This is a genomic window from Mycobacterium sp. (assembly GCF_035623875.1).
Classification (GTDB): Bacteria; Actinomycetota; Actinomycetes; order Mycobacteriales; family Mycobacteriaceae; genus Mycobacterium.
Genome location: NZ_DASPSP010000135.1, coordinates 1 through 21,783, shown reverse-complemented (window position 1 = coordinate 21,783; position 21,783 = coordinate 1). Strand labels below are relative to the sequence as shown.

At 64.0% G+C, this 21,783-nt stretch carries 21 protein-coding genes and 1 pseudogene; 4 read left to right on the top strand and 18 right to left on the bottom strand.

The window, feature by feature from the left end:
• The first annotated feature begins 12 nt into the window (after positions 1–12).
• The 3 genes and pseudogenes from VEI45_RS10865 to VEI45_RS10855 all read left to right on the top strand — a co-directional run bounded on the left by VEI45_RS10865 (position 13) and on the right by VEI45_RS10855 (position 2,767).
• Positions 13–765, top strand: coding sequence for a glucose 1-dehydrogenase (locus tag VEI45_RS10865; RefSeq protein ID WP_324852975.1), 753 nt, complete (start codon positions 13–15; stop codon positions 763–765).
• A 117-nt stretch (positions 766–882) separates the two neighbouring features.
• Positions 883–1,460, top strand: a pseudogene (locus VEI45_RS10860) (zinc-binding dehydrogenase); the annotation flags it as partial.
• 218 nt (positions 1,461–1,678) lie between these two features.
• Entirely contained in the window at positions 1,679–2,767 is a 1,089-nt protein-coding gene (locus tag VEI45_RS10855; RefSeq protein WP_324852973.1) for a phosphodiester glycosidase family protein, read from the top strand.
• On the opposite strand, the gene VEI45_RS10850 is transcribed toward VEI45_RS10855, so the two are convergent.
• From VEI45_RS10850 to fadD5, 14 genes are all read right to left on the bottom strand, one after another.
• On the bottom strand, positions 2,760–3,461 hold the full coding sequence (locus VEI45_RS10850) for a YoaK family protein (protein WP_414687449.1): 702 nt from the start codon (positions 3,459–3,461) through the stop codon (positions 2,760–2,762). The two genes, VEI45_RS10855 and VEI45_RS10850, sit on opposite strands and share 8 nt — an antisense overlap.
• 29 nt (positions 3,462–3,490) lie before the next feature.
• Positions 3,491–4,255, bottom strand: a complete 765-nt coding sequence (locus tag VEI45_RS10845) for a mammalian cell entry protein (protein WP_324852971.1) — start codon at positions 4,253–4,255, stop codon at positions 3,491–3,493.
• The gene (locus tag VEI45_RS10840; RefSeq protein ID WP_324852969.1) at positions 4,222–4,833 is read right to left on the bottom strand and encodes a mammalian cell entry protein; all 612 of its coding nucleotides are present in this window, start codon (positions 4,831–4,833) and stop codon (positions 4,222–4,224) included. The genes VEI45_RS10845 and VEI45_RS10840 overlap by 34 nt, the downstream gene beginning before the upstream one ends.
• On the bottom strand, positions 4,830–5,810 hold the full coding sequence (locus VEI45_RS10835) for an RDD family protein (protein WP_324852967.1): 981 nt from the start codon (positions 5,808–5,810) through the stop codon (positions 4,830–4,832). Before VEI45_RS10835 ends, VEI45_RS10840 begins: the two co-directional genes overlap by 4 nt.
• Positions 5,807–6,574 (bottom strand): Mce protein, encoded by a 768-nt coding sequence (locus VEI45_RS10830; protein WP_324852965.1) that lies wholly within the window; start codon positions 6,572–6,574, stop codon positions 5,807–5,809. Before VEI45_RS10830 ends, VEI45_RS10835 begins: the two co-directional genes overlap by 4 nt.
• Positions 6,544–8,109 (bottom strand): MCE family protein, encoded by a 1,566-nt coding sequence (locus tag VEI45_RS10825; RefSeq protein WP_324852963.1) that lies wholly within the window; start codon positions 8,107–8,109, stop codon positions 6,544–6,546. The genes VEI45_RS10830 and VEI45_RS10825 overlap by 31 nt, the downstream gene beginning before the upstream one ends.
• Complete coding sequence (locus VEI45_RS10820) at positions 8,103–9,266, bottom strand: virulence factor Mce family protein (RefSeq protein WP_324852961.1); 1,164 nt, start codon at positions 9,264–9,266, stop codon at positions 8,103–8,105. Before VEI45_RS10820 ends, VEI45_RS10825 begins: the two co-directional genes overlap by 7 nt.
• Positions 9,263–10,918 carry a virulence factor Mce family protein gene (locus tag VEI45_RS10815; RefSeq protein WP_324852959.1) on the bottom strand — a complete coding sequence of 552 codons (1,656 nt, stop codon included), beginning with the start codon at positions 10,916–10,918 and terminating at the stop codon, positions 9,263–9,265. The genes VEI45_RS10820 and VEI45_RS10815 overlap by 4 nt, the downstream gene beginning before the upstream one ends.
• Positions 10,915–12,474 (bottom strand): MCE family protein, encoded by a 1,560-nt coding sequence (locus VEI45_RS10810; RefSeq protein WP_324852957.1) that lies wholly within the window; start codon positions 12,472–12,474, stop codon positions 10,915–10,917. The genes VEI45_RS10815 and VEI45_RS10810 overlap by 4 nt, the downstream gene beginning before the upstream one ends.
• On the bottom strand, positions 12,471–13,511 hold the full coding sequence (locus VEI45_RS10805) for a virulence factor Mce family protein (protein ID WP_324852955.1): 1,041 nt from the start codon (positions 13,509–13,511) through the stop codon (positions 12,471–12,473). The genes VEI45_RS10810 and VEI45_RS10805 overlap by 4 nt, the downstream gene beginning before the upstream one ends.
• Entirely contained in the window at positions 13,508–14,818 is a 1,311-nt protein-coding gene (locus VEI45_RS10800) for an MCE family protein (protein WP_324852953.1), read from the bottom strand. Before VEI45_RS10800 ends, VEI45_RS10805 begins: the two co-directional genes overlap by 4 nt.
• A gap of 5 nt (positions 14,819–14,823) precedes the next feature.
• Positions 14,824–15,693, bottom strand: a complete 870-nt coding sequence (locus tag VEI45_RS10795) for an ABC transporter permease (RefSeq protein WP_324852951.1) — start codon at positions 15,691–15,693, stop codon at positions 14,824–14,826.
• 1 nt (position 15,694) lies between these two features.
• Complete coding sequence (locus VEI45_RS10790; protein ID WP_324852949.1) at positions 15,695–16,492, bottom strand: ABC transporter permease; 798 nt, start codon at positions 16,490–16,492, stop codon at positions 15,695–15,697.
• A 219-nt stretch (positions 16,493–16,711) separates the two neighbouring features.
• A complete protein-coding gene (gene fadD5, locus VEI45_RS10785; RefSeq protein ID WP_324852947.1) occupies positions 16,712–18,373 on the bottom strand; it encodes a fatty-acid--CoA ligase FadD5 in 1,662 nt (553 codons plus the stop codon).
• 116 nt (positions 18,374–18,489) lie between these two features.
• On the opposite strand from fadD5, the gene VEI45_RS10780 reads away from it, so the two are divergent.
• The gene (locus VEI45_RS10780) at positions 18,490–19,194 is read left to right on the top strand and encodes a GntR family transcriptional regulator (RefSeq protein WP_324853026.1); all 705 of its coding nucleotides are present in this window, start codon (positions 18,490–18,492) and stop codon (positions 19,192–19,194) included.
• On the opposite strand, the gene VEI45_RS10775 is transcribed toward VEI45_RS10780, so the two are convergent.
• From VEI45_RS10775 to VEI45_RS10760, 4 genes are all read right to left on the bottom strand, one after another.
• Positions 19,191–19,631: an SRPBCC family protein gene (locus VEI45_RS10775; RefSeq protein WP_324852945.1), complete on the bottom strand. Its 441-nt coding sequence runs from the start codon at positions 19,629–19,631 to the stop codon at positions 19,191–19,193. The two genes, VEI45_RS10780 and VEI45_RS10775, sit on opposite strands and share 4 nt — an antisense overlap.
• Positions 19,632–19,652: 21 nt before the next feature.
• Positions 19,653–20,141 (bottom strand): thioesterase family protein, encoded by a 489-nt coding sequence (locus VEI45_RS10770; protein WP_324852943.1) that lies wholly within the window; start codon positions 20,139–20,141, stop codon positions 19,653–19,655.
• Positions 20,142–20,184: 43 nt separating this feature from the next.
• Entirely contained in the window at positions 20,185–21,492 is a 1,308-nt protein-coding gene (locus tag VEI45_RS10765) for a hydroxyacid-oxoacid transhydrogenase (RefSeq protein WP_324852941.1), read from the bottom strand.
• 84 nt (positions 21,493–21,576) lie between these two features.
• A partial coding sequence (locus VEI45_RS10760) for an alpha/beta hydrolase (protein ID WP_324852939.1) occupies positions 21,577–21,783 on the bottom strand: 207 nt, incomplete at its 5' end.

The following is a 21,783-nucleotide window of genomic DNA, read 5'->3' as shown; positions in this document are numbered from 1 at the left end:
GCCTGACCCACCATGGGACGCGTAGACGGAAAAGTTGCACTGATCAGTGGCGGTGCCCGCGGTATGGGCGCTTCGCATGCGCGGGCGCTGATCGCTGAAGGGGCCAGAGTTGTCGCCGGCGACATCCTCGATGACGAAGGCAACGCGCTGGCAAAGGAATTGGGCTCGATCAGGAACGGAGCGGCGCGATTCGTCCACCTTGACGTGACGCAGCCCGATCAGTGGAAGGCGGCCGTCGACGTGGCGCTGCGCGAGTTCGGCACGCTCAACGTCTTGGTGAATAACGCCGGGATCGTCAACGGCAACACCCTGCAGCACTTCCCGCTGGCCGACTGGCAGAAGATCATCGACGTCAACCTCACCGGGACGTTTTTGGGCATGCAAGCCGCCGTCGAACCGATGATCGCGGCCCGCGGCGGTTCGATCATCAACACCTCCTCCGTCGAAGGTCTGCGCGGCAGCCCGGGACTCTACGGCTACGTCGCATCGAAATTCGGGGTGCGCGGCCTGGCCAAGGCCGCGGCGTTGGAGTTGGCGCCCCACCGCATCCGGGTCAACTCGATCCATCCCGGGCTGATCCGCACCCCGATGACCGCGGGCTTCCCCGAGGGCTACCTGCAGATCCCGTTGGGTCGCGGCGCCAATCCCGACGAGGTTTCCGCCTGCGTCGTCTACCTGGCCTCCGACGAGTCTTCGTACTCCACCGGCGGAGAGTTCGTCATCGACGGCGGGCTGACCATCGGGATACCGCACAACACCGTGTAGGCAGCTATTACCGCAGCTCAAGCCACTCGTTAGCTTAAGGTCGCTCGGGTGAAGACCAAAGGCGCGCTGCTGTGGGAGCTCAATTCGGAGTTCCGCATCGACGAGATCGACCTCGGCGATCCCGTCGTGCCGTTCGAGTCGGCCGCGATCCAGGGTTGCGCGGTGCCGACTGGATTCGGGTCGGCCACCAACGTCGCCCAGGTAGCGCCGGGTGAGACCGTCGCGATTGTCGGCGTCGGCGGCATCGGGATGAGCGCACTGCAGGGTGCTGTGCTCTCCAGCGCCAAGCACGTCATCGCGATCGATCCGGTCGAGTTCAAACGCGAGCAGGCCATCAACTTCGGCGCCACGCATGTCTACGAGTCGATGGCATCCGCCATCGCGCCGATGATCGACCTGACCTATGGGCTGATGGCCGACAAGCTCATCATCGCGGTCGGCGAGATGCGCGGTGAGATGGTCGAAGAGGCGATGACACTGACCGCCAAGACCGGTACCTGCGTCGTGACGGGCATGGGCGCAATGACCGACGTCGACGTCAAACTCAACTTGTTTTTGTTCACCATGCCGCAGAAGACGCTGAAAGGCAACATCTTCGGCGGCGGCAACTCGCATGTCGAGACGCCACGACTGGTGGGGCTGTACAAGTCGGGCCTACTCAAATCGACGAGATGGTGACCTGGGGGCACAATCTGCGACATTTCCCGATCGCCGCGGTTATCACCGGATTCCGCCGGGGCTCGAGGCGACGACGACGTCCGACCGACGCCGGGCGAGTAGCTGGAAATTGCCAGCGGCCGAACGTAATTGGACCGCGCCTAAACCGTCACGCGACTGTTATGCAAGTTTACTGCGTTATGGCCGCGGTTGATGTTGTCCTAGTTGTAACAACTTTCGCGCCGAAAGGGCAACCGTGCCGTCTCTCGCCGCCGCCTTCCGGCGTGCCGCAGCGTGCTGCGCCGGGGTGACGCTGTGCCTGGCGCTGACAACCAGCACCGGGCAGCCGGTCGCGCGGGCCGAGGCGCGTGACCTGCTGGCCAATGCCATCGCGAGTACCCAAGGCTCCTATCTGGTGTACAACTTCGGCGGCGGGCATCCGGCACCGATGCTCAACGCGGGCGGCAGCTGGTATGACGGGACCAGCGGTGGCCACCTGATGATCATCAAGGGTGCCTCGCAACGGCTTTCACCGCATCTACTGGTGGACAGCCATCGCGGATTCCAAGCACGCTGCGAACGCAATCCCGGGGCGCGCACCGGCGACGGGTTGATGCAGGCCTCGGAGACTTACGCGCCGGTGCAGGCGTGGCAGGTGATGGGGCAGCCGACGATCGCCATTAATGCCAACTTCTTCGACGTTCGCGGGCAGAACGGCGGCTCGTGGCGGTCCACGGGCTGTAGTTCACCGCTGGGAGCCTACGTCGACAACACTCGTGGCCAGGGCCGGGCCAATCAGGCCGTCACCGGCACGATTCCCTATGCGGGTAAACAAGGCCTCTCCGGCGGAAGTGAGAATTGGAGCGCCTTGGCGACGATGATCCTGCCGACCCATGGTGCGCCAACGGTGTTGTGGCCCAAAGGCGGCAGGGATGGCCATGACTACGACGCGGCCACCTCGGTCGTCAACGGCTTGGTAGACCGGGATGAGTCGTTTGTCGCGGTCAGTGGGCTTGGCCTGTTATCTCCGGGCAATACCGGCCAGCTCAACGACGGCGGTCCCAGTGCAGCGCGCACGGCGCTCGCGTATTCGAGGCCCCGAGACGAGATGTATGTCTTCCAAGGCGGCGGCTACACGCCGGACAACATCCAAGACCTGTTCCGCGGCTTGGGCAGCGACACCGCCGTCTTGCTCGACGGCGGCGGGTCGTCGGCGATCGTGCTGCGCCGCGATACCGGTGGCATGTGGGCCGGGGCCGGCGTACCGAAGGGTAATTGCGATACCCGCCAGGTGCTTTGCGACTCGCGCGAGCGCTCACTGCCTAGCTGGCTCGCGTTCAACTAGCTTCGGCAGCGGTGCGATCGGGCCCCAACCGAAAGATCAGCAGGCTGACCGCCACCACCCCGGCAGCCACGGCGAACACCGGAGCGACGGCAAACCGCGACATCGTGGCACCGACGATGGCACCCCCGCACATCGCCAAAATGACACTGTAGCGCAGCTTTTCGCGTTTCCCGGTGCCGCCGGCCAGCCGGCTGTCGACACCGATGCCGACGACCGTCGACGTCAGCACGGTGGTGCTGAGCTCCTGAATGCCGAACTGGCGTGCCGTCGCGTTCTGCACACCGAATGTTATTGCCAGCCCGACGATCAGAAGGAGCTTGGTGTTGGCTTGATAGCTCAGCACACCCGTACCGGCCAGGATCGACAACGCCGTCAACCCGAGGACCTCAATGCCCAGCGACGTGGTGAGCCACCGGCGGGTGTGCACGCCGAGATGTCGGACCAGCCGGCCGCCGATGACGGTGCCGGCAAGGAATCCGACGAACGCAACGATTGCGGCGGTCAGATCAACGCCCGCCCTGGGGACGAACCAGAACCCGAGGAAGATGATGTTTCCCGTCATGTTCGCGACGAACACGTGCCCGAGCACCAGCACACTGATCGCATCGACCAGCCCGGTCGCGAACGTCAACAGCAACAACGCTGCAACTGTCAGTCGGTCCGATACCGGCGAGGCCATCATGTCAGCGGCCATGCGGTCGGTGTCCCTTTCGGCGCGCTGCCTTAGAACTTGGGCGTCAGATCCAGCGAGGTGATGGTGGTCATTTTGGTGACCAGCCACCGCGCGTGGTCACGTTTCATGACCAGCCGATAGGACAGGTACTTCAGTGAGGGAATGTCTTTGTTGGCCGGACTGGTGGATGTGGTGTTGGTGTAGACGAGGGCGCTAGCATCCGGCCCGTTCAGTGATTCCACAGCCGCTCCAGTGACCTCCGTGGTGTTGGTGACCTGGGCTTGCTTGTTGGGCGCCGCGATCGCGTCGATGTATTTGCGGTAGGCAGCCTCGAAATCACCGCTGAGATATTGCGCTGCCCGATCTGCCAGCTTGTCCATGTTTTGCGGGGTGTAGGTCCACAATGTCGTGATCGCATTGGCGGCGGTGCGCGCGATTCGCAATTTGGTAGCCACGGTAGCCCGATCGACCAGATACGGCTGAACTGTCGCGCCTGCGAACGCCGCGGAGCCAACGAACAGTACTGCGGCGACAGCCGCAGCGATGACCGACCACTTGCCGGCCGGCCGTCGTTGCCGCAGGCCAGCTTCGGCTTCCTCCGCCGTCTCATCGGCCTTCGGCTCTTCGCCTTCGGCAGTGTCATCGTCGGTTTCGTCGCCGCCGACTGAGTCGATCGTGGATTCAGCCTCCGAAGCCTCCGATTCGGGTTGCGCGGCTTCGGTTTCGGCAACGTCGGATTCGACGGACCCATCTCCCGACTGGTGATCGGGAATCTCGTCGGTCAGATCACCTGCTGCAGGCTGCTGATCTTCCACTGGTCGCCTTCCCGCTGAGCGGTTACCACCCAACGATTTGTGTTATCGATTACTTGCTTTTGGTCCGGAGATTTGTACGTGACGTCGGTGGCCACCAGCATGTTTACACTGCCGTCGTCGTTCCATCTTTCCACGCCGGCATCGAGAGTGGTGCCCTTGGTCGGCTCGGCCTGGGCGATCTGGATGAGGATCTCGTTCTGCTTGTCACGGTACTGCTTGGCGAAATCGCCTGTCGCGTGGGCTAATATCCGCTCCACATAGGCGTTGGCGTGAAACGGATCCAGCGTTGTGAAGCCTGTCATGAATGCTCGAACGAAGCCGAGTACGTCGACGTCTTTCATCGCCACCTGGTGGTGCGATCTCTGGTTGACCAGAACGTAGGCCGACGTCGTGATCCCGCCTGCCGCAATCACTCCCGCGACAACCATGGCCACGGGCATCGCCCAATCCCGAGACGGCTTCCACCACTGCCGCGGTAGGGCCAGCCGGACGGGCAACCTCGACCACAGCGTTGACTTCGGCACCTGCTCGGTAAATAGCGGCACATCGCCGGGCTGAATTCGGCGGCGGGGGCTCATTTTCCGCCCTTGCCCGGCTGCTTGGGCTTCGTCAGCACGGTCAGATCATCGACGAGCCAACGCGCGCCTGCGGCCTTGACGAAGGAAACCCGGACGGTGGCGGTAATGAAGCGCTGCTCGTTTCCTCCCCCGCGGTGGCCCTGCAGAAACACCAGCATCGTGGCCTTATTCCGCGCTGCCGAGAGCACCGCGCTGTCGGTAAACCAGTACTCGTTGACGACTGGGTGACCTTTTTGCACCGTCTCCTGCTGTTTGACCAACTGCGGCCGGTATTTCTCGGTCGTCAGTGATTGAGCCCGCGCGAATTGCTGCTTGAGGGATTTCGGGTCGTAGGTCAGCATCTCGGTGACGATCTTCGGTCCCTGCGCCGAAATGGCGTCGCGCGTCTGGTCGGAGGCCCGATCAGGCAGGTAGACCGCCACGACGCTGGATCCGGCGCCGGCGATGCAGAGCAGCGCCGCGGCGGACACGACGATAGGCACCTTTCGCCCCATGCCGGGGGGCCGACGATCCGGCTCGACTCGGCGCACTTCGGTGCCGAGCAGCAAGTCCGCGAAGGTACGCCGTCGTGGGTCCCACAGCGGCCACAGCCAGCCAACGAATACCGAGATGGTGTCGAGCAGGTGGGCGAGGTCTCGGCACAGCAGTCGCCCCACTCCGGCGGAAGCCCCGTCCGGAAGCACGACAGCAATCCCCATCAGCGCACGTCCCAGGCTCCAACCGCGGACCGCCGGCGCCACCACCCGGTTCATCATGGTCAGCAGCGCCGCGCCGGCCAGGACGAAAAGGCTTAACCACCACCACAGGCTGCGCAGCGGCACCGCCAACCAGACCAACGCCATCGTCGCCACCACGGCGAGGCCGGGTAGCACATCGACGACGAACGCAGCTGCGCGAATGTGCCAGCCCGCCAGCGCATTCGGCGCTGGTTCTTCGACTACCGGTGTGGTCTCGGTCTGCTCGACCAGCACCGTCACTTGGCCACCTGGTCGAGCTTCGCGATCCGGTACTTGCCGTCGTCGGCCACCATCGTCACCCGCAAGCGGTAGCCCGCTTCTTGGTTTTGCGATTCGCTGTTGGACACCTTTACGCGCAGTGGCACCAGCACATCGATCGAACCGTCGTTGTTGTTGCGTTCCACTGCCGCGCGAAGATCCGACACTCGCACTTGAGCGTTGGCAGCCTGATAGGCCTCGACGAGCAAACTGCTGTACAAGATCGCCTGGGAGCGGAAAGCTCCGGTGCCACAGTCGATGATCTTCTGCGCGCTAGCGGCCATCGCTGTTGTGTCGGGCGCCTGGGTTGCCGAGACACAATCCTTGGCGGCCTGCGTGGCCGCGTCGTCTCGGTGCGCGGTGGCCTGGCTGTCCCAGCCGTAACGCAGTGCCAGGTAGCCGCCCGCCCCGACACCGGCGGTCAGCGCGATGAGTGCTGCCGTGATAGCGACCAGCCAGCTGCGGCCCAGACGCGAAGGGTTTCCCCCGTCGTCCGCCGGCTCGGTCGCATCGCCGGCGGTTGCCTCGGTGACGGCCTCCGATTCCGATGAATCGTCCGCCGCGACCTCGGATTCTGCCGAATCGTCCGCGACCTCGGATTCTGCCGAATCCTCGGCCGTCACCTCGGTGCTGGTCTGCTCAGTTCCGACCTCGGATTCTGCCGAATCCTCGGCCGTCACCTCGGAAGACGACGAATCGTCGGTATCGTTCGGGTTCAGCCGGCTGGCGCCAGCATCTCCTTCCATCCGTCATCTCCTGTGTTGCTCGAGTTGTTGACGGAGTATTTAGAACCGTCAGGGCCCATCACCTCGCCACTCATCGGACTATAGATGGCTGCCGGAGGTCCGCCCGGAGTGTAGGTACACGGGTTGGGTTGCTGCCCGTTGCACTGCACGCTGCCTGACCCTGGCCGCTGCAGCGGATCGCTGATCGGCGGCGGCGTCAGCCCTGCTGGCGGCAGCCTGTCGGCGGGCAGTGGGTTCAGGCCGTTGTTGACCGATGGCGCCGGTATCACGTGGCCGGGATCCACCGGCTGATCGCACCGGGCGCCGGGCGCCGGGCAGTTCCGGATCTGGTTGGGATCGCCGAACCACGGGTTGGTGCCCAGCGGCACGTACGGTTTGTTGCTGCGGCACTCTTGCGGCGACGGCGCGCGTTTGCCCGGGACATCCATACACGGCATGTTGCGCGTGCCGCGCACCACGTTCGCCTGGAAATCCTGCGGGATCGCGCAGTATTGTCCCGAGCGCAGCGGCGCGATGCTGGTGTCCGCCGGCGAGCGCCACTCCGGTGCCGGCAAAAACCCGGTCAAACAGGGCGGCGGGTAGTTAATCGCCAACGACAGGTCCAGCGCAGCCTGGTGGTCCTTTTCGTACGGCGCGTTTATCGACTGCACGAGAGACCCGAGCTGCGGCAAGAACACCAGCACCGTCTCGACTCCGGGGTGGTAGCGCTTGAGCATGTCGATCACGATCTCAAGGTTGGCCAGCGTCTGCGGCAGCGAATCGCGGACGTCGCTGAACACCGAGTTGACCTGATCGGCGGTCGGCGCCGCTTGGGACAGAATGCTTTTCAGATGCGAGTCTTCTTGAGCGGACTCCGCGCCCAAAATGTTCAGGTTGTGCGCCCAACGGTCGATCGCGCTACCCGAGACGGCCTGGCTGTCCAAGATTGGCGCCGAGTTCTGAATGATGTCGTCGACTTGGTTGATGTTGGTTTTGAAGTCACCGACGATCGCCTGGGTGGAGTCGACCAGCCGCTGCAACGCCGGACCCAATCCGCCGACTGATTCCGCGGTCTCGTCCAATAACTGGCCGATCTTCTCCTTCGGCAGCACCTCCAACCCACGGTTGGCAGTGTCCAACGCAGGGCCGATCTCGCTCGGCACCGTGCCGTTGGTGATGGTCTGTCCGGGCGAGAAGAACCCGCCCGGCTTGCCCGACGACACCAGGTCCAGATACTGCTCACCAACCGCCGACACCGAATGCACGTTCGCCGACGCATCGAGCGGGATCTTGTACTGGCTGGCGATGCTCATCGTCGCCTGGGCGCCCTGCTCGGTCGGCTCGACATCGGTCACCTTGCCGATGGTGATACCGCGATAGGTCACGTTGGCCGTGGGGTACAAACCGCCAGAGGCCGGCAGGTCGGCCTTCAGCTCGTACTGGCCGATGCCCACCAGAGTCGGAATGCGCAGGTAATACCAACCCAACACGACAAGGGAAACCACGGTCAGGATGGAAAACAGGACCAGCTGGCGCCTGATGACACGAGTCAGCATTGCCTGTCCGCCCTCTCCACCAGTGGTCCGCCGGGGGCGTCGTTCGGGTTCGGCGTGTAGCGCACGTCGGGAATCATCGTCGCGGGGTCCCGACCAAACGACTGCTCCCATGCCCGCAACGCGCCAGAGAACCCAGTCCCGGTGAGGAATGCGTTGTCAATCGCCGACAACGTCGAGTCGACCTCAAGCGACGAATTCATGAAGTCGCCGCGGATCAGCTTCGGAGCGGTGTCGAGATCGAACGGTGCGGTGAATATCAGCTTCAGCGCGCCGAGCAGATAAGGCGATGCGCGGCCCAGTTCCTTCAGCGGGCACTGGAGTAGCTGCAGGTCCTGGTGCAGCGGGCCGCGCGTCTCGGACAGGTATTGATCGGCAGCTTGGCTGAGCTGGCCCACCGAATCGACCGCGTTGATCAACAGTTGTTGCTTGTCGGCGAAATGCTTGATCAGCGGCGGGAATTCGGTCAGCGACCGATCCAGCACATCCGACCGGGTAGCCACGTAGGCCAGCAACCGGTTGGTGGAGTCGATAGCGTGGGTGATGTCGTCCCGTTGCTCGTTGAGTCGCCTGGTAAAGGTGTCCAGTTTGCCGAGGAACGCGCGGATCTGAGGACCCCGGCCGGTCAGGACGTTGTTGACCTCGTTCTGCAGCGTCTCAAGATTGGGGACTCCGCCGCCGCGCAGAATCATGGCGAGGCTGGCCAGCGTCTGCTCGATGGTGGGGTACGCCGACGAGTTCTTGAGCGGGATGGTATCGCCGTTCTTCAGCAGTTCTGGCGACGGGTCGCGCGGCGCAGCCAGCTCTATGTGCTGAGAACCCAGCAGGCTGGTCTGTCCGATTTTGGCGGTGGCGTTCTTCGGCAGTTTGACGTTCTTGCCCAAGCCCAGCGTCAGGGTGGCCACCCAGTTCTTGAGCTCGATCTTGCGAATGGAGCCGACGAAGATATCGGCCACCATGACCTTGCTGTTGCCGTTGAGGGCCAACGTGTCCGGCATTTGCACGTAGATGGTGTAGGAGCCAGCTCCGCTGCCCGGGCCGCCGGGGATCTGCACATTCGAGATACCGCGCCAGCCGCAGGAGCTCAGCAGCAGTGCGGCCACCAGCAGAGCCAGGCCCTGCCAGGCACGGTGGCGGGTCTGGCACATCAGTCGCTTCATTGGCCCCCTCCTGCCGGTGCGGCCGCCGCCTCAGCGGGCAGCGCTGGTCCCGCCGGTGCCGGCCCAGGTGCGGGCCCCGAAACCGGCGCCGGCGTCGGTGCGACGGGACCGGGGATCACTTCGGGTCCTGGCGGTGGCGGCGGTATCGGCGCCGGGTTGCCCGGCACCCCGATGTAGGGCAGCGGACCAGGCGCCTCGTTGTAGGCATTCGGGTAGCCCGGCGGGGTCTGCAGGTTTGATTGAACCGGTGCGATGTCTGGCCCGCCCATGAGTTCGGCAAGCGATTCGGGGGTCAACAAGCCCGCGGTGACCGGCCCCACCTTGACGCCCTGCATACCCGGCGCGGTGATCCAGCCATGCTGGGTGTTGCGGTGCGACAACGGTGTGTCGGGCACCCAGATCCCGGGCACGGTGGTGTCCTTGTAGCCGTTCGGCGGCTGCAGCCGTTGCTCGGAGTAGGCGACCTCCTTGGGCAACGCCGCGGCGGTGCTGAATAGGTTCAACCCGAATGGCGGGTAGTTGAACTTGATCGCATCGAGAATCGGCGCCAGGTACTGCGCACAGAGCTCAGCGGATTCCTGGTAGCCCAGCCGACTGCCCGCCTGGATCGCGCTGCAGATGAGTTCCATCGGGTTCGCGAAGCCCTCGGTGCCGCCGACAAGCCCCGCCGGCTGGCCGACAATGGCGCTCTGCGCCGGGTGGTAAATCAGATTGGCATTCGACAGCGCCGTCGGCAGCACGTGCAGGCCTTTTTCCAAACCGTTTATCGGGTCGGGTTGGACCAGCGTGTTGGTCGTGTCGGCCAGGTTGTTGATGTCGTGCGTCAGCACCTCGTGGTTCTTGTCGAGGAACGGCCGAAGTGTCGTCAGCAGACTGTCGACCTGCTGTAGGGCGTTGGCCAGATCCCGGTCGGTCTGGGTGTAGTAGTCGGTGAAATACGCCAGGTTCTTGTTCAGCGCCACGAACTTCTGGTCGTCGGCGTGCAGGGCGTTCACGAACAGCGCCAGGCTGCGCACCACCGCGAAAAAGTCGCCGCGGCCCTGGTTGAGCGCGGTCAGCGCCCGCGACAGGTCGTTGAAGGTGGTGTTGATCTGCTTGCCCTTGCCGGCCAGCCCATTGGCGTAGGCCTCGATGACGTCGCCGAAGGGCCCCTTGGGCTGCTCCTTGGTGGGGCCGAGTTTGGAGATGATGTTGCTGATCGTGTTGCGCAGCTCGTCCCACTCGGTGGGCACCTGGGTGCGCTCCTCCGGGATCACCGCGTTGTCGGCCAGCACCGGACCGCCCCTATAGGGCGGCTCCAACTGGATCAACCGCGACGCCACCAGGGTGGGGTTGAGGATCAGCGCCTGCGCGTCGGCGGGCACTTTGTACTTGTTGGAGTAGTGAAAGGTCACCTTCATCTTGTCGCCAGCCGGCTCGATCTTGTCGACCGCACCGACCTTCACACCCATGATCTCGACCTTGTCCCCGGAGTACAGCGCGTTGGCCGCCGGGAAGTAGGCCACCACAGTGTTGTTCGTCAGCTTCTTGTACAGCTGGATCCCAACGAACGCGAGGACAAGCGCCAGCACAATCGCCAGCGCGCCGATGATCACCGACGCCCGTGACAGCTTCGGCAGCCGGAGGTTGCGGAAATCAAAGACGGTGCTCAATTCTGGCTACCTCCCTGCGCGCCGCTACCTCCAGCTCCACCTGTGTTGGGGATCAACGGTGCCGGCAGGTTATTGCCGGGTCCCGGTGGCGCCGGAGATCCGGGCGGCAGCCCGGGTGCGAAGGTCGACGGCGGCGGGGTCGGACCGGGGGGCCCCAGCGGTTCGGTGCGCGCCCCGGGCGGTCCCGGCGCTATCGGCACCGGTGTGCCCGGCACGTCCGGCGGCGGGGCGCCCGGCCGCCCGGCGATCGGGATCCCCGGTGTCGGGGGCAGGCCGTTGGGGTTCGGCGGCGACGAGCGGATGTCGGTCGGCGCCAACGGGTTGTCGCCGAACGGGCCGCCACCTGCCATCGCGCAGGGCAGGAAGTTCACAGGAGTCGGGAAGGCGCCGGGGCCCGGGGCGTACGCGCAAGGCGATCCCGGCGGGACAGCCGGACCCGGATGGTCCGGGGTGCCCTCCAGCACCGGCGGTGCCGGCGGTGGTGCACCGTTTGGGAACCGGGTGCCATTGGGGTCGGGGAACCGGAACGCCGGCAGCCCCGCGTTGCGCCAGAACTCCTCCGGGTCGATCCCGCGCTTCTTGAACGCGGCATCCACCCACGGCTGCAGGATCCAGGGCGGCAGCAAGTTGGACAGCTGCACCTTGAAGTACGGTCCCGACCCAACAGTCTCGTTCAGACCCGCGGTGGTTTTACCGATCGTTTTGAGCAATTCAGCCAGGTCGTTCTTGCGGGCCTCCAGCAGGTCGCTGACGGTGCGCAGCTGCTCCAAGACGTGATTCAGGTTCGGGTTGTCGTTGATGAGGTATTGCACCTGGGCCGAAAATGCCGACACGTTGCTCAGCAGCGCGCTGAGCGCCCGACCGCGTTCGTTTAACGCGGCCAACAAGCTGTTGGAGTTGACGAACAACCGGTCGATCTGTTGGCTTCGATCGCCCAAGATGCTGGCGATCTGGTTGGCCTGCGCGAGCAAATGCGTGATCTGCTCGTCGCGTTTGCCGATGGTGTCGGAGAAGTCGGCCACCCCCTTTAGCGCGGCGCTCAGGTGCGGATAAGTCTGATCGATGGTCTGCGACAACACATTCAGCGACTGCTTGACGGTGTCGATGTTCCAGCCGGCGGCGGCCTTGGTGACGTCGAAGAACGCGTCGTAAATCTGGTAAGGGGTAGTGCTTTGCCCCAGCGGCAGCATGCCACGAGGCCGCAGCGTCTGGGCGCCCCGCGGCTCGATCTCAAGCACCTTCTTACCCAGGATGGTGTCGGTCCTGATCGCCAGCCGGCTCTCGGTGCCGATGGTGTGGCTTCCGGTCGTGAATTTCATCACGATGTGATCGCCGTCGATCTTGATGCCCTCGACTTTGCCGACGTCCACGCCGGCGATGCGTACCTTGTCGCCTTTATTCACTTGACCACTGTCGGTGAACTGCCCGTAGTAGGTGGGCTGGGCGAGCAACATCGGCACACTGGTGAAGCTTTGGCCGAAGGCAATGACCAGCACCATTATGACGAGGCCCATGAGGCCGATCCGCAGCCGGTTGGCGGGTTCCAGCGTTCTCATTTCGGCGTGCACCTACCCGTCGGCTGCGACCAGACCTTGACCGTGCGGACCGGGCCGCCCTGCTGCAGTCCATTGGTCTTCAGGGTGAGATCGCACAAGTAGAAGTTGACCCAGTCGCCGTAGTTGCCGACGGCGTTGCCCACAATGTTCATTCCGATCGGCGTCCGGCGGATCTGATCGTCGTACAAGTCTTTCTGGTCGATGACCCCTTGCTGGATGGGCTCGGCGTAGTTGAGGGTCTTGTGCAGCAGGGTCCGGTTGTCGGCGAGCAGGTCGGCCACCGTTCCGGCCGCGTTGCTGATATTCGCGGTGCCGGCCGCCAGTGGGTCGGCATGGTTGTTCAGTCCGGTGATCAGCTTCTCGAAATTGTCGACGGTCTGGTCGAACTGCTGCCGGTGCCTGACGGTGGTGTCCAGCACGATGTTGAGATTCTTGACCACCTCGCCGATCGCCTCGTCACGCGAGGCGATGTGGGCGGTCAGTTGTGCGGTCTGGTCGAGGATATCGTTGATGGTGCCGCCTTCACCCTGGAAGACGGTGATGATCGCTGACGCGATGTTGTTGACCTTGTCCGGGTCCAGCGCCCGAAAAAGCGGCTTGAAACCGCCGATCAGCGCGTCGAGGTCCAAGGCCGGCGAAGTGCGCGACAGCGGGATGAATCCGCCGGGCGGCAGGACCCGGTCCGCGCCCTCGCCTTCTCCGCGCTTGAGTTCGACATAGCGGTCACCGATCAGGTTGAGGTAGCGAATCTGGGCGGTCGTGGACTGGTACAGCGGTACCGAGCGGTCGACGTCGAAGTCGACCCGTACCCGATGACCGTTGTCGATCAGCTTTATGTCTTTGACCTTGCCGATCTCCACCCCGGAGCCGCGAACGAAATTACCGGCCCGCAGCCCACTGACATTGTTGAACTCCGCGGTGTAGCCGTTGGTCCGATCGAAGCGCATCTGACCGAACACCACGATGATCAAACCAGTGAAGAACAGCAACACCAGGGAGATGATGCCGAGCTTGACGACGGTACCGGTGATTTTCATGGGTTGATCGTTTGGTCCCCCATTTGGCGGCCCCAGACGTACTCAGCTGCGTACGGTGAGCCGGTGTCGATATGGTTATACGGAGCGAGACTGGCGCCGGTGTCCATCACCAGCGTGGGTGCGGGCCAGAGATCACGGGTGATGCGCTGCCAGCAACCCGGCGCACCGCCCGGCCCGCCGTGCGCGTTTACTCGCGGCAGGTTCTCCGGGTAGACATACGGATTGGGCGCCCCACCGACCACTCCGGCCAGCCCGAGGAGCCCCATTGAAGCGAGGGTGAGGCCGAGTCCTGGCAGACTCAGAGTCAGCCCCAGCCCGGAGAATATTTCGGTCTCGGACCGCAGCGAATAGCCGTTGAAGCCACCGGTATACGCGGCGACGTCCGGTTCGGCATCGTGCAAGTTTCGGATGGCGCAGAACACCTCCGGGCTGTAGGTGTCGAGCAACTGAGCCGATGGCACCAGATCGGCGGCCCCGCGGGCGAGATACGGTCCGCCGCGGTTGAAGATGTCGGCGCCGGTATGGCCGAAGCCGGCCGCCGCCAGCAATGCCTGATCCAGATCGTTTTCCTGCTGGTGGATCGTGTGCGCCGTGGTCACCGCGTTGTTGAGGAAATCGAACAGATCGGGCGACGCGCTGGCGTAGACATCACCCAGAGTCGCCAATTGCTGAGTGTCGTGGCGGAGTATCGGCATGCGCGGATTGATTTCGTCGAGCGCGGCGCTGCCGTTGATGATCGACTGTCCGAACTTATCGCCCAACCCGCTCAACGCCTGTGCGGCCGCAGAAAGGGTCAGGTTGACCTTGACCGGATCCACCTTCTCGGTGATCGAGGTGATCGTCTGGAACAGCGTATTGATCTCCGTCGTCACCGACCTGGCGTCGATCACATTTGCCGGTGTGATTCGTTGCGCCAGCGGGTTTTTCGGCGCAGTTAGCGACACGTACTTTTGGCCGAAGACCGTGGTGGCCACGATTCTCGCGTCCACGTTGGCCGGAATCAGCTTGAGGTACCTCGGATAAACGTCGAGAATGAACTTGGCCGCCGGCTTGCCGTCCTGGGTGATCTCGGAGATGTTGGCCACCCGGCCGATCTGCACCCCGTTATAGGTGACTTTCGCGCCGGAATCCATCACCAAACCCGCCCGCGATGACAGCATCGTCAATTGGGTCTTCGGCGTGAAATCCCCCCGATACTGCAGGTATGCCAACCACGTCACCAGCGCAATGACCAACATAACGACCACACCGGCCACCCGGTACGGCTGAAGCGGCGGCTTGTTTATCTTCCCCTGCGGAGTCGTCATGGCGGCTACACCGTGAAGTTGAAGTTCGGGTTGACGCCGTAGAGGGTCATTTCAAACAAAATGAGTACCACGTTTATCGCAACCAGCGACAACCGCATCGAGCGGCCGACAGCTTCACCGACGCCGACCGGACCGCCGCTGGCGTTATATCCGTAGTAGCAGTGGATCAGCATCACCACCCCGGCGACAACGATCATCTCGGCGAAGGACCAGAACACGTCATTGGGGCGCAAGAATGTATTGAAGTAGTGCTGATAGCTGCCGGAGGGTTGTCCGTACAAGACTGTCGTGACGAGCTGCGGAGCCACAAACGACGAGATCAGCGCCAGAGCGTAGAGCGGGACGATTACCGCCTGCACGGCTAGCGCCCGGGTGGACACCAGATACGCCATCGAATTGATGCCCATCACCTCCAGTGCGTCGATCTCCTCGCTGATCCGCATGGCGCCTAGTTCGGCGGTAGCGCCGGCGCCGACCGTGGCCGCCAGCACGACGCCGGTGACAACGGGGGCTACAAGACGCACATTGATCAGTGCGGCGACGAACCCCATGAGCGCATCGAGACCAACGTGGGACAGCGTCGAGAAGCCCTGCAGTGCGACCAGCGAGCCGGAGGACGCCGTCACCAGACCGACGATTACGGCGGTGCCGCCTACGACGGCCATGGCGCCGGTGCCCATGCCGACCTCGGCGATCAACCGCAGGACTTCGCGGCGGTAACGGGTCAGCGCGAACACTATGTCGCGACCGCCCATCACGGTGAACCAGCCCAGTCGCCCGGCCTCGTCAAGTGATCGGGTCGTGGCGGAGCCATAGCGACGAAGGTTTTCGGCTGCCCGCGGGAAGCGGGCGCGCAGTACTTGAGGTGTCGTCATGTCAGCGCGCCCCCGTTCCGAACCGCACGCCGATGGCGGTCAGCACCACGTTCACCGCGTACAAAAAGACCACGCACATCACCACAGTCTCGTTGACGGCAATACCCAGGCCTTTTGGGCCGCCCCGCACGGTCAGCCCCCGGTAGCAGGACACCAGGCCCGCGATTAGCCCGAAGATGAAGGCCTTGAACGTTGCGACTAGCACTTCGGGCAGTCCGACGACAAGGGTCAACGTGGCCAGGTAGGCGCCCCCCGAGATGTTCTGCAGGTAGACCCCGAAAATGTAGCCTCCAACCAGGCCGATCATGCTCACCAGGCCGTTGAGCAACATAGCGACTGTGGACATGGCCACGACCCGGGGTACCACCAGCCGGTGGATGGGGTCGATGCCGAGCACCTCCATCGCGTCGATCTCCTCGCGGATGGTGCGCGCGCCCAGGTCAGCGCAGATCGCCGTCGCACAGGCGCCGGCCACCACCAACACGGTCACGATCGGGCCGATCTGGGTGATCACAGCGACCGCCGTGCCCGCTCCCGAGATGTCACCGACGCCGGCCTGGATCAGCAGGAGGTTGAACACGAAATCGAAAAGCACCGTCACCGGCACCGCGACCGCCATGGTCGGCATGAGCGAGACCCTGATGATGAACCAACACATCAAGATGAACTCGTGCCATTGAAATGGCACGCGGAACAACGCTTTTCCGGTTAGCACACACATCCGGAAGAAGCCGCCGACGAGGACCAGCCCCGGGCCAAACTGGTCGCGGACGTAATCGCTGACTCGTGGCTGCGTCATCACTGACACCCCTCCACGGGGCAACCGCGCACCTGGCGCCGAAGCGGCTGATCGTGTCGCACGCCTCCTCCTTGCCCCGTCCCTAGGTGTGTGACCTCCGTCTCCCTACTCACAGGTAGTAAGGCAGACCACAGGACCATACCCGATGGGCTCCTGAGCGTGCATAGCATCCGCACTATTGGCCTTTCATCAAATTTGACCTGCGGGTTCTTCGTTATGTCAGCTAAACCGGTCCCTCGGTGGATCCGTTGACGCGTAAGCGCTTTGAGGCGCATCCGAAGCACCGTAACGTGCCCGCAATTCGGTCTTCAATACCTTGCCGGCGGGGTTGCGCGGCAGCGCATCGACGATCTCCAGGCCCTTGGGGTGCTTGTAGCGCGCCAGTCGCTCGTTGAGGAACTCGTCGAGATCCTCAAGGCTCAACCTGTGTTGGGTGCCGTCTGCCACGACGGCCGCAACCGCGATCGGCACCTCCCCCCACTTCTGGTGTGGACGGCCGATGACAGCGACCTCGACGATCCCGGGATGGCTGGCGAGGACGTTTTCCACCTCCGCGCAGTAGATGTTCTCTCCGCCGGAGATGATCATGTCCTTCTTCCTGTCGACCACCCAGACGTAACCTTCCTCGTCCATCCGGACCAGGTCGCCGGAGTGGAACCACCCGCCTTCGAACGCCTCAGCGGTCGCCTCCGGGTTGTTCCAGTAGCCGCTCATCAATGTCGGTGCGCGGTAGACGATTTCACCGACCTCGCCGATGGGCACGTCGTTCATGTTCTCGTCGACCACGCGGGCAGCCACGGTCGGAATCACCTTCCCGACCGAGCCGCGCTTATGGATCGCGTCTTCGCCGAGCAGCATGCATGTCACCGGCGACATCTCCGTCTGGCCGAATGCGGCCAGGATCTGGGTCCCGGGAAAGGTTTCCGACATTTGTCGCAGCAGGGTGTCCGATGCCGGCGCGGCGCCCCACGACATCACCCGCAACTTCACGTCGCGCGGATTCGCCTGCTGCGCATTGCACACCGCCTGCCATTGCGCGGGCACCAGGAAGATCCCGGTGACCTTCTCCGCGGCCAGCACGTCGAGCAGATGCCCGGGGTCGAACGCGCCCAGCGGATGGATCACCGTGGGGATGCCGAGCAGCATCCCGGTCAACAAGTTGCCGACACCGGCGATGTGGAAGAACGGGACGCCGATGAAGCCGACGTCGTTGACGTCGACGCCGTGGGTATAGAGGCCCGTCATCGTCTGCCCGGTCAGGTTGGTGTGGGTCAGCACGGCGCCCTTCGGCCGCCCGGTGGTGCCTGAGGTGTACATGATCAGCGCCGGCGAGTCGTTGGGGACGTCCACCGGTTCGGCCGGATCGCCGGGTTCGCTCACCAGGTCCTCGTAGCTCAGCAGCCCTTGATCGGACGCGTCGCCGGCGACGACGACGGTCTTCAGCACCGAGGTGATATTGCGTACGCCATTGCCCACCGCGGCCAGGACGGGTTCGGTGATCATTACTCGGGCCTCGCAGTCGTCGACCAGGAAGGCGATCTCGGCCGGTGTCAGCCGGAAGTTGACCGGAACGGCGATGGCTCCGATCATGTTCGCCGCCAGCACCGACTCGACGAACTCGGTCCGGTTCAGCATCAGGATCATCACCCGGTCCCCAGATCCGACCCGTCGGCGGCTCAGGGCGCCGGCCAGCGCAGCGACGCGGCGGCGAAGTTCGGACCAGGTGACGGTGTTGCCCAGGAATCGCAGCGCGGGAGCGCCCGGCTGCATCAACGCGTGCCGTTCGAGTTGATTGACCCAGTTCTGTCGTCGCGCCAGATACGGCTGCTCGGTATTGAGGGCGCCGGAACGAGCCTCGTGGCCAGTCAACTCTGCGGTCAACTAGTCGATTCCTTTCAGGTCGCGAACTCGTGTCCTGAGTTGATATTTGATAAAACTTGGTGTTGTCTGGATCACACTATGATCTTGGCGGCGCGAAGACAACCCCGGTGACTTCGCTGAGCGCACCCTTTTCTACGGGGCTTTCCGCGCGACAGGAGGCGCGGGTTCCGCTGCGCCGAGCACAGCTTTCCGACGAGGTCGCGGGCCACCTGCGGGCCGCGATCATGTCGGGCGCACTGCGGCCGGGGACATTCATCCGGCTCGACGAAACCGCGGCCAAACTCGGGGTCAGCGTCACGCCGGTGCGAGAGGCGTTGCTGAAGTTGCGTGGCGAGGGCATGGTCCAACTCGAGCCGCACCGCGGCCACGTCGTCTTGCCGCTGACCCGGCAGGACATCGATGACATCTTTTGGTTGCAGGCGACGATCGCCAAGGAACTTGCCGCCACCGCGGCTCAGCAAATCACCGATGCCGAGATCGACGATCTTGAACGCATCACCGAGGTGCTGGCGGCCGCCGTCGCCGCCGCGGACACCGAAGCGATCGCGGCGACTGAGTTCGCGTTTCACCGGGCCTTCAATCACGCCACCGGTCGCATCAAGTTGGCTTGGTTCCTGCTGCATGTAGCCCGTTACATGCCGTTGATGGTCTACGCCGCCGATCCGGAATGGGGTGCGGCCGCAGTAGACAACCACCGCAAGCTGATCGCTGCGCTGCGGCGCCGCGACACCGCGGCCGTCATCGAGCACACCCACTGGCAGTTCACCGACGGCGCGCGCCGACTCACCGAAACGCTTGACCGCAGCGGGATCTGGGGCTAATCCGCCGACAACTCCTCAGCACGCTTCTTGAGGTTGTCGGCCAGGTAGTCCAAGACGTTGCCGACCAGCTGCTTGACCATCGGCGCGGGTATCGGCATCTCCGTCTCGACATCCATGTCGACCGTCAGCAGCGATGTCGCGCCCGTCGCCACGACGCTGAACAGCTGCTCCTGCTTTTTGAACAGATTGCCCTGCTGCATCACGGTCTGAATCTGATTCGGGTTCGGGTAGTAGACCGCCTGAATCAATGTGTCCTCGATTGCTTCATAAGCAGCGTCGAGACGTAACTGGCTTGGGCGTCCGTCGTCGTAGCGGGCCAGCACCCACAGTCCTTTTATCTCTTGATTCCACTGCGGGTACGACTCGAAGTCGGCGACGATGGCGAGAATCGTGGCGGCGTCGGCGCTGACTTCGACGGTCTTGCTCACAAACGGCATTGGCCGAGCATAACGAGAGCCCTAGGGCACGGACGCTGTCGCCAGCAACGAGCGAATGGCGTCCGGGATCGGTACCGGTCGGCGGCTGGTGCGGTCGATGTAGACGTGCACCCAGTGCCCGAGCGCCGCGAGCTTCTGCTCTTCTGCGTCTTCTGCGGAGGCGGCTTCTTCGGGCGCCCGGAAGATGCCCAGCCGATAGGTGACGCTGCTGCGGCCCAGCCTGGTGATTGCCAGCCCGACGACGAGCCGTTGCGGGAAATGCAGTTCGGAGAAGTAGCGGCAGCCCGATTCGGCGACGATGCCCTGGGCAGCCATGGTGACCGGGTCGACGTCGACATTCGTGTTGATCCAGCCGTTGATCGCGGTGTCGAAAAGCTGGTAGTAGACCGCGTTGTTCAGGTGCCCGAACATGTCGTTATCGGCCCATCGCGTGAGCACCGGCCAGAGCACCGGAAAGTCGCGGCTGGTGAGCCCGTCCGAGTCGGGCGGACCCGCAGAAGACGGAGTCATGGTTGTATTCGACCATGGTGGAAATCCGGTGCGCGTGGTTTGACTACCAGTAGCGCATTGCACGCCGAAACAGGTCCGCCAGAACTGGTTTGCTCATCTCTCGGGGAGCGTTCCGTAAAAGGCGCTGCTGGGGGTAAGCACCATCTGTCAGGGCGACCACATCATCTTCGGTGTATCCCACCCCACCGAGCCCGTTCGGCATTCGCACCGCTCGCATGACGCGGATGAGTTCGTTGGCTAGCACCTCGCCCGCATCATTCGCGCCGGCGCCTTGCGTGTCAGCGCCGAGCAGACGTGCGCCTTCCAAGTGCCGCTCCGGACTCGCCTGCGCCGTGAAGCGGAACGACGACGGTGCATTGAGGATGACGGCCATGCCATGCGGCACGAGCGGCTCATTGGCCGGGTAGCCCGAGGGGCGGAAGTCATGGACCAGCCCCGCCACCGCGTACGCCATGCCGTGCGGCGCGTGAACGCCCGCGTTGCCGAACGCGATGCCCGCAAGCGTTGCGGCCCACATCATCTGCTCGCGGGCCTCGCTGTCGGAAGCGTCGTGCACCGCACGCTCCAAAAACTGCCCCAGCAGGCGCAGCGCCTCGCGGCAGCCCAAATCGCTCCACGGGTTCGCGCCCTGACTCATCGGCCGCAGGCTGGGCCGTTCGGGCGCGCGCCGCCGGACGTAGGGCCGCGCGGTGTAGGACTCTAATGCGTGAGACAGCACATCGAGCCCTGCCGAGGCGACGACCTCGGGTGGCAGGCTCGCGGTGCAGTCTGGATCGACGAGCGCCTCGGTGGGACGCAGCGCGTGAGAAGCGATGCCCGTCTTCGCCGATAGCGACAGAAGGTCGAAGATCGTGATGCCGGTTACCTCGCTGCCGGTGCCCGCCGTGGTCGGGCACGCGATATGCGGCTTGAGCGGGCCGGGTACGGGTTTGCTCTCGCCAATGGGCGCGTTGACGTAGGTCAGAAAGTCAGCGGGATAGGTGGCGTACAGATTGGCGGCCTTGCACGTGTCGATGACAGAGCCGCCGCCCAGCGACACGTAGCCATCGGGTTTCACCTCTTGCGCGAAACGCGCCCCGTCGAGAAAAGACGCGTCTGTGGGCTCCACATGCACGTCGGTATAGGTGACTACGTCCAGTCCAGCCACGACAAGCGAGTTGTGTGTCTTCGCGAAGATGGGCAGTTTGGCCACGCCGGCGTCGGTAAACAACGCCACCCGCCGCAGCCCGAGCGCGCTGGCTCTATCACCCACCTCCGCCAGGCAGCCGCGCCCGAAAGTGACCCGCGACGCGTCGACGGTGAAGGCTCCGTCGCAGTCCTTTGCAGCAATTGGGAGATCGCAGCACGCCATTCGTCCTCCTGATCCGGTCGCGACGGCAATCTACCGCACGCGGCCAAACATGGCCGCGCAGTAAAGGCGAAGGTTCTGCACCACTCACGCCCCGTGCCAAACGCGGTGGAGGGCTTCCCCCTGCAGAGCGAACAATTCCTCGGAAGTGGGCCAGTCCGGCAGCAGCGAATCGAAGCCGTGGCAGGTGCGCGGAAACACGTGTAGCTCGGTGGAAACCCCGGCGCGAAGCAGCTGTAGCGCATAGTCGACCGCTTCGTCGCGAAACGGATCGATCTCCGCGCACGTGATCAA

Excerpts from the sequence above, each read along its gene's own strand:
- VEI45_RS10810 (WP_324852957.1), bottom strand. The coding sequence starts at position 12,474 with ATGAGAACGCTGGAACCCGCCAACCGGCTGCGGATCGGCCTCATGGGC.
- VEI45_RS10795 (WP_324852951.1), bottom strand. The coding sequence starts at position 15,693 with ATGACGACACCTCAAGTACTGCGCGCCCGCTTCCCGCGGGCAGCCGAA.
- VEI45_RS10830 (WP_324852965.1), bottom strand. The coding sequence starts at position 6,574 with ATGGAAGGAGATGCTGGCGCCAGCCGGCTGAACCCGAACGATACCGAC.
- VEI45_RS10775 (WP_324852945.1), bottom strand. The coding sequence starts at position 19,631 with ATGCCGTTTGTGAGCAAGACCGTCGAAGTCAGCGCCGACGCCGCCACG.
- VEI45_RS10865 (WP_324852975.1), top strand. The coding sequence starts at position 13 with ATGGGACGCGTAGACGGAAAAGTTGCACTGATCAGTGGCGGTGCCCGC.
- VEI45_RS10765 (WP_324852941.1), bottom strand. The coding sequence starts at position 21,492 with ATGGCGTGCTGCGATCTCCCAATTGCTGCAAAGGACTGCGACGGAGCC.
- VEI45_RS10790 (WP_324852949.1), bottom strand. The coding sequence starts at position 16,492 with ATGACGCAGCCACGAGTCAGCGATTACGTCCGCGACCAGTTTGGCCCG.
- VEI45_RS10800 (WP_324852953.1), bottom strand. The coding sequence starts at position 14,818 with ATGACGACTCCGCAGGGGAAGATAAACAAGCCGCCGCTTCAGCCGTAC.
- VEI45_RS10820 (WP_324852961.1), bottom strand. The coding sequence starts at position 9,266 with ATGAAGCGACTGATGTGCCAGACCCGCCACCGTGCCTGGCAGGGCCTG.
- VEI45_RS10850 (WP_414687449.1), bottom strand. The coding sequence starts at position 3,461 with ATGGCCGCTGACATGATGGCCTCGCCGGTATCGGACCGACTGACAGTT.
- VEI45_RS10825 (WP_324852963.1), bottom strand. The coding sequence starts at position 8,109 with ATGCTGACTCGTGTCATCAGGCGCCAGCTGGTCCTGTTTTCCATCCTG.
- VEI45_RS10805 (WP_324852955.1), bottom strand. The coding sequence starts at position 13,511 with ATGAAAATCACCGGTACCGTCGTCAAGCTCGGCATCATCTCCCTGGTG.
- VEI45_RS10770 (WP_324852943.1), bottom strand. The coding sequence starts at position 20,141 with ATGACTCCGTCTTCTGCGGGTCCGCCCGACTCGGACGGGCTCACCAGC.
- VEI45_RS10840 (WP_324852969.1), bottom strand. The coding sequence starts at position 4,833 with ATGAGCCCCCGCCGCCGAATTCAGCCCGGCGATGTGCCGCTATTTACC.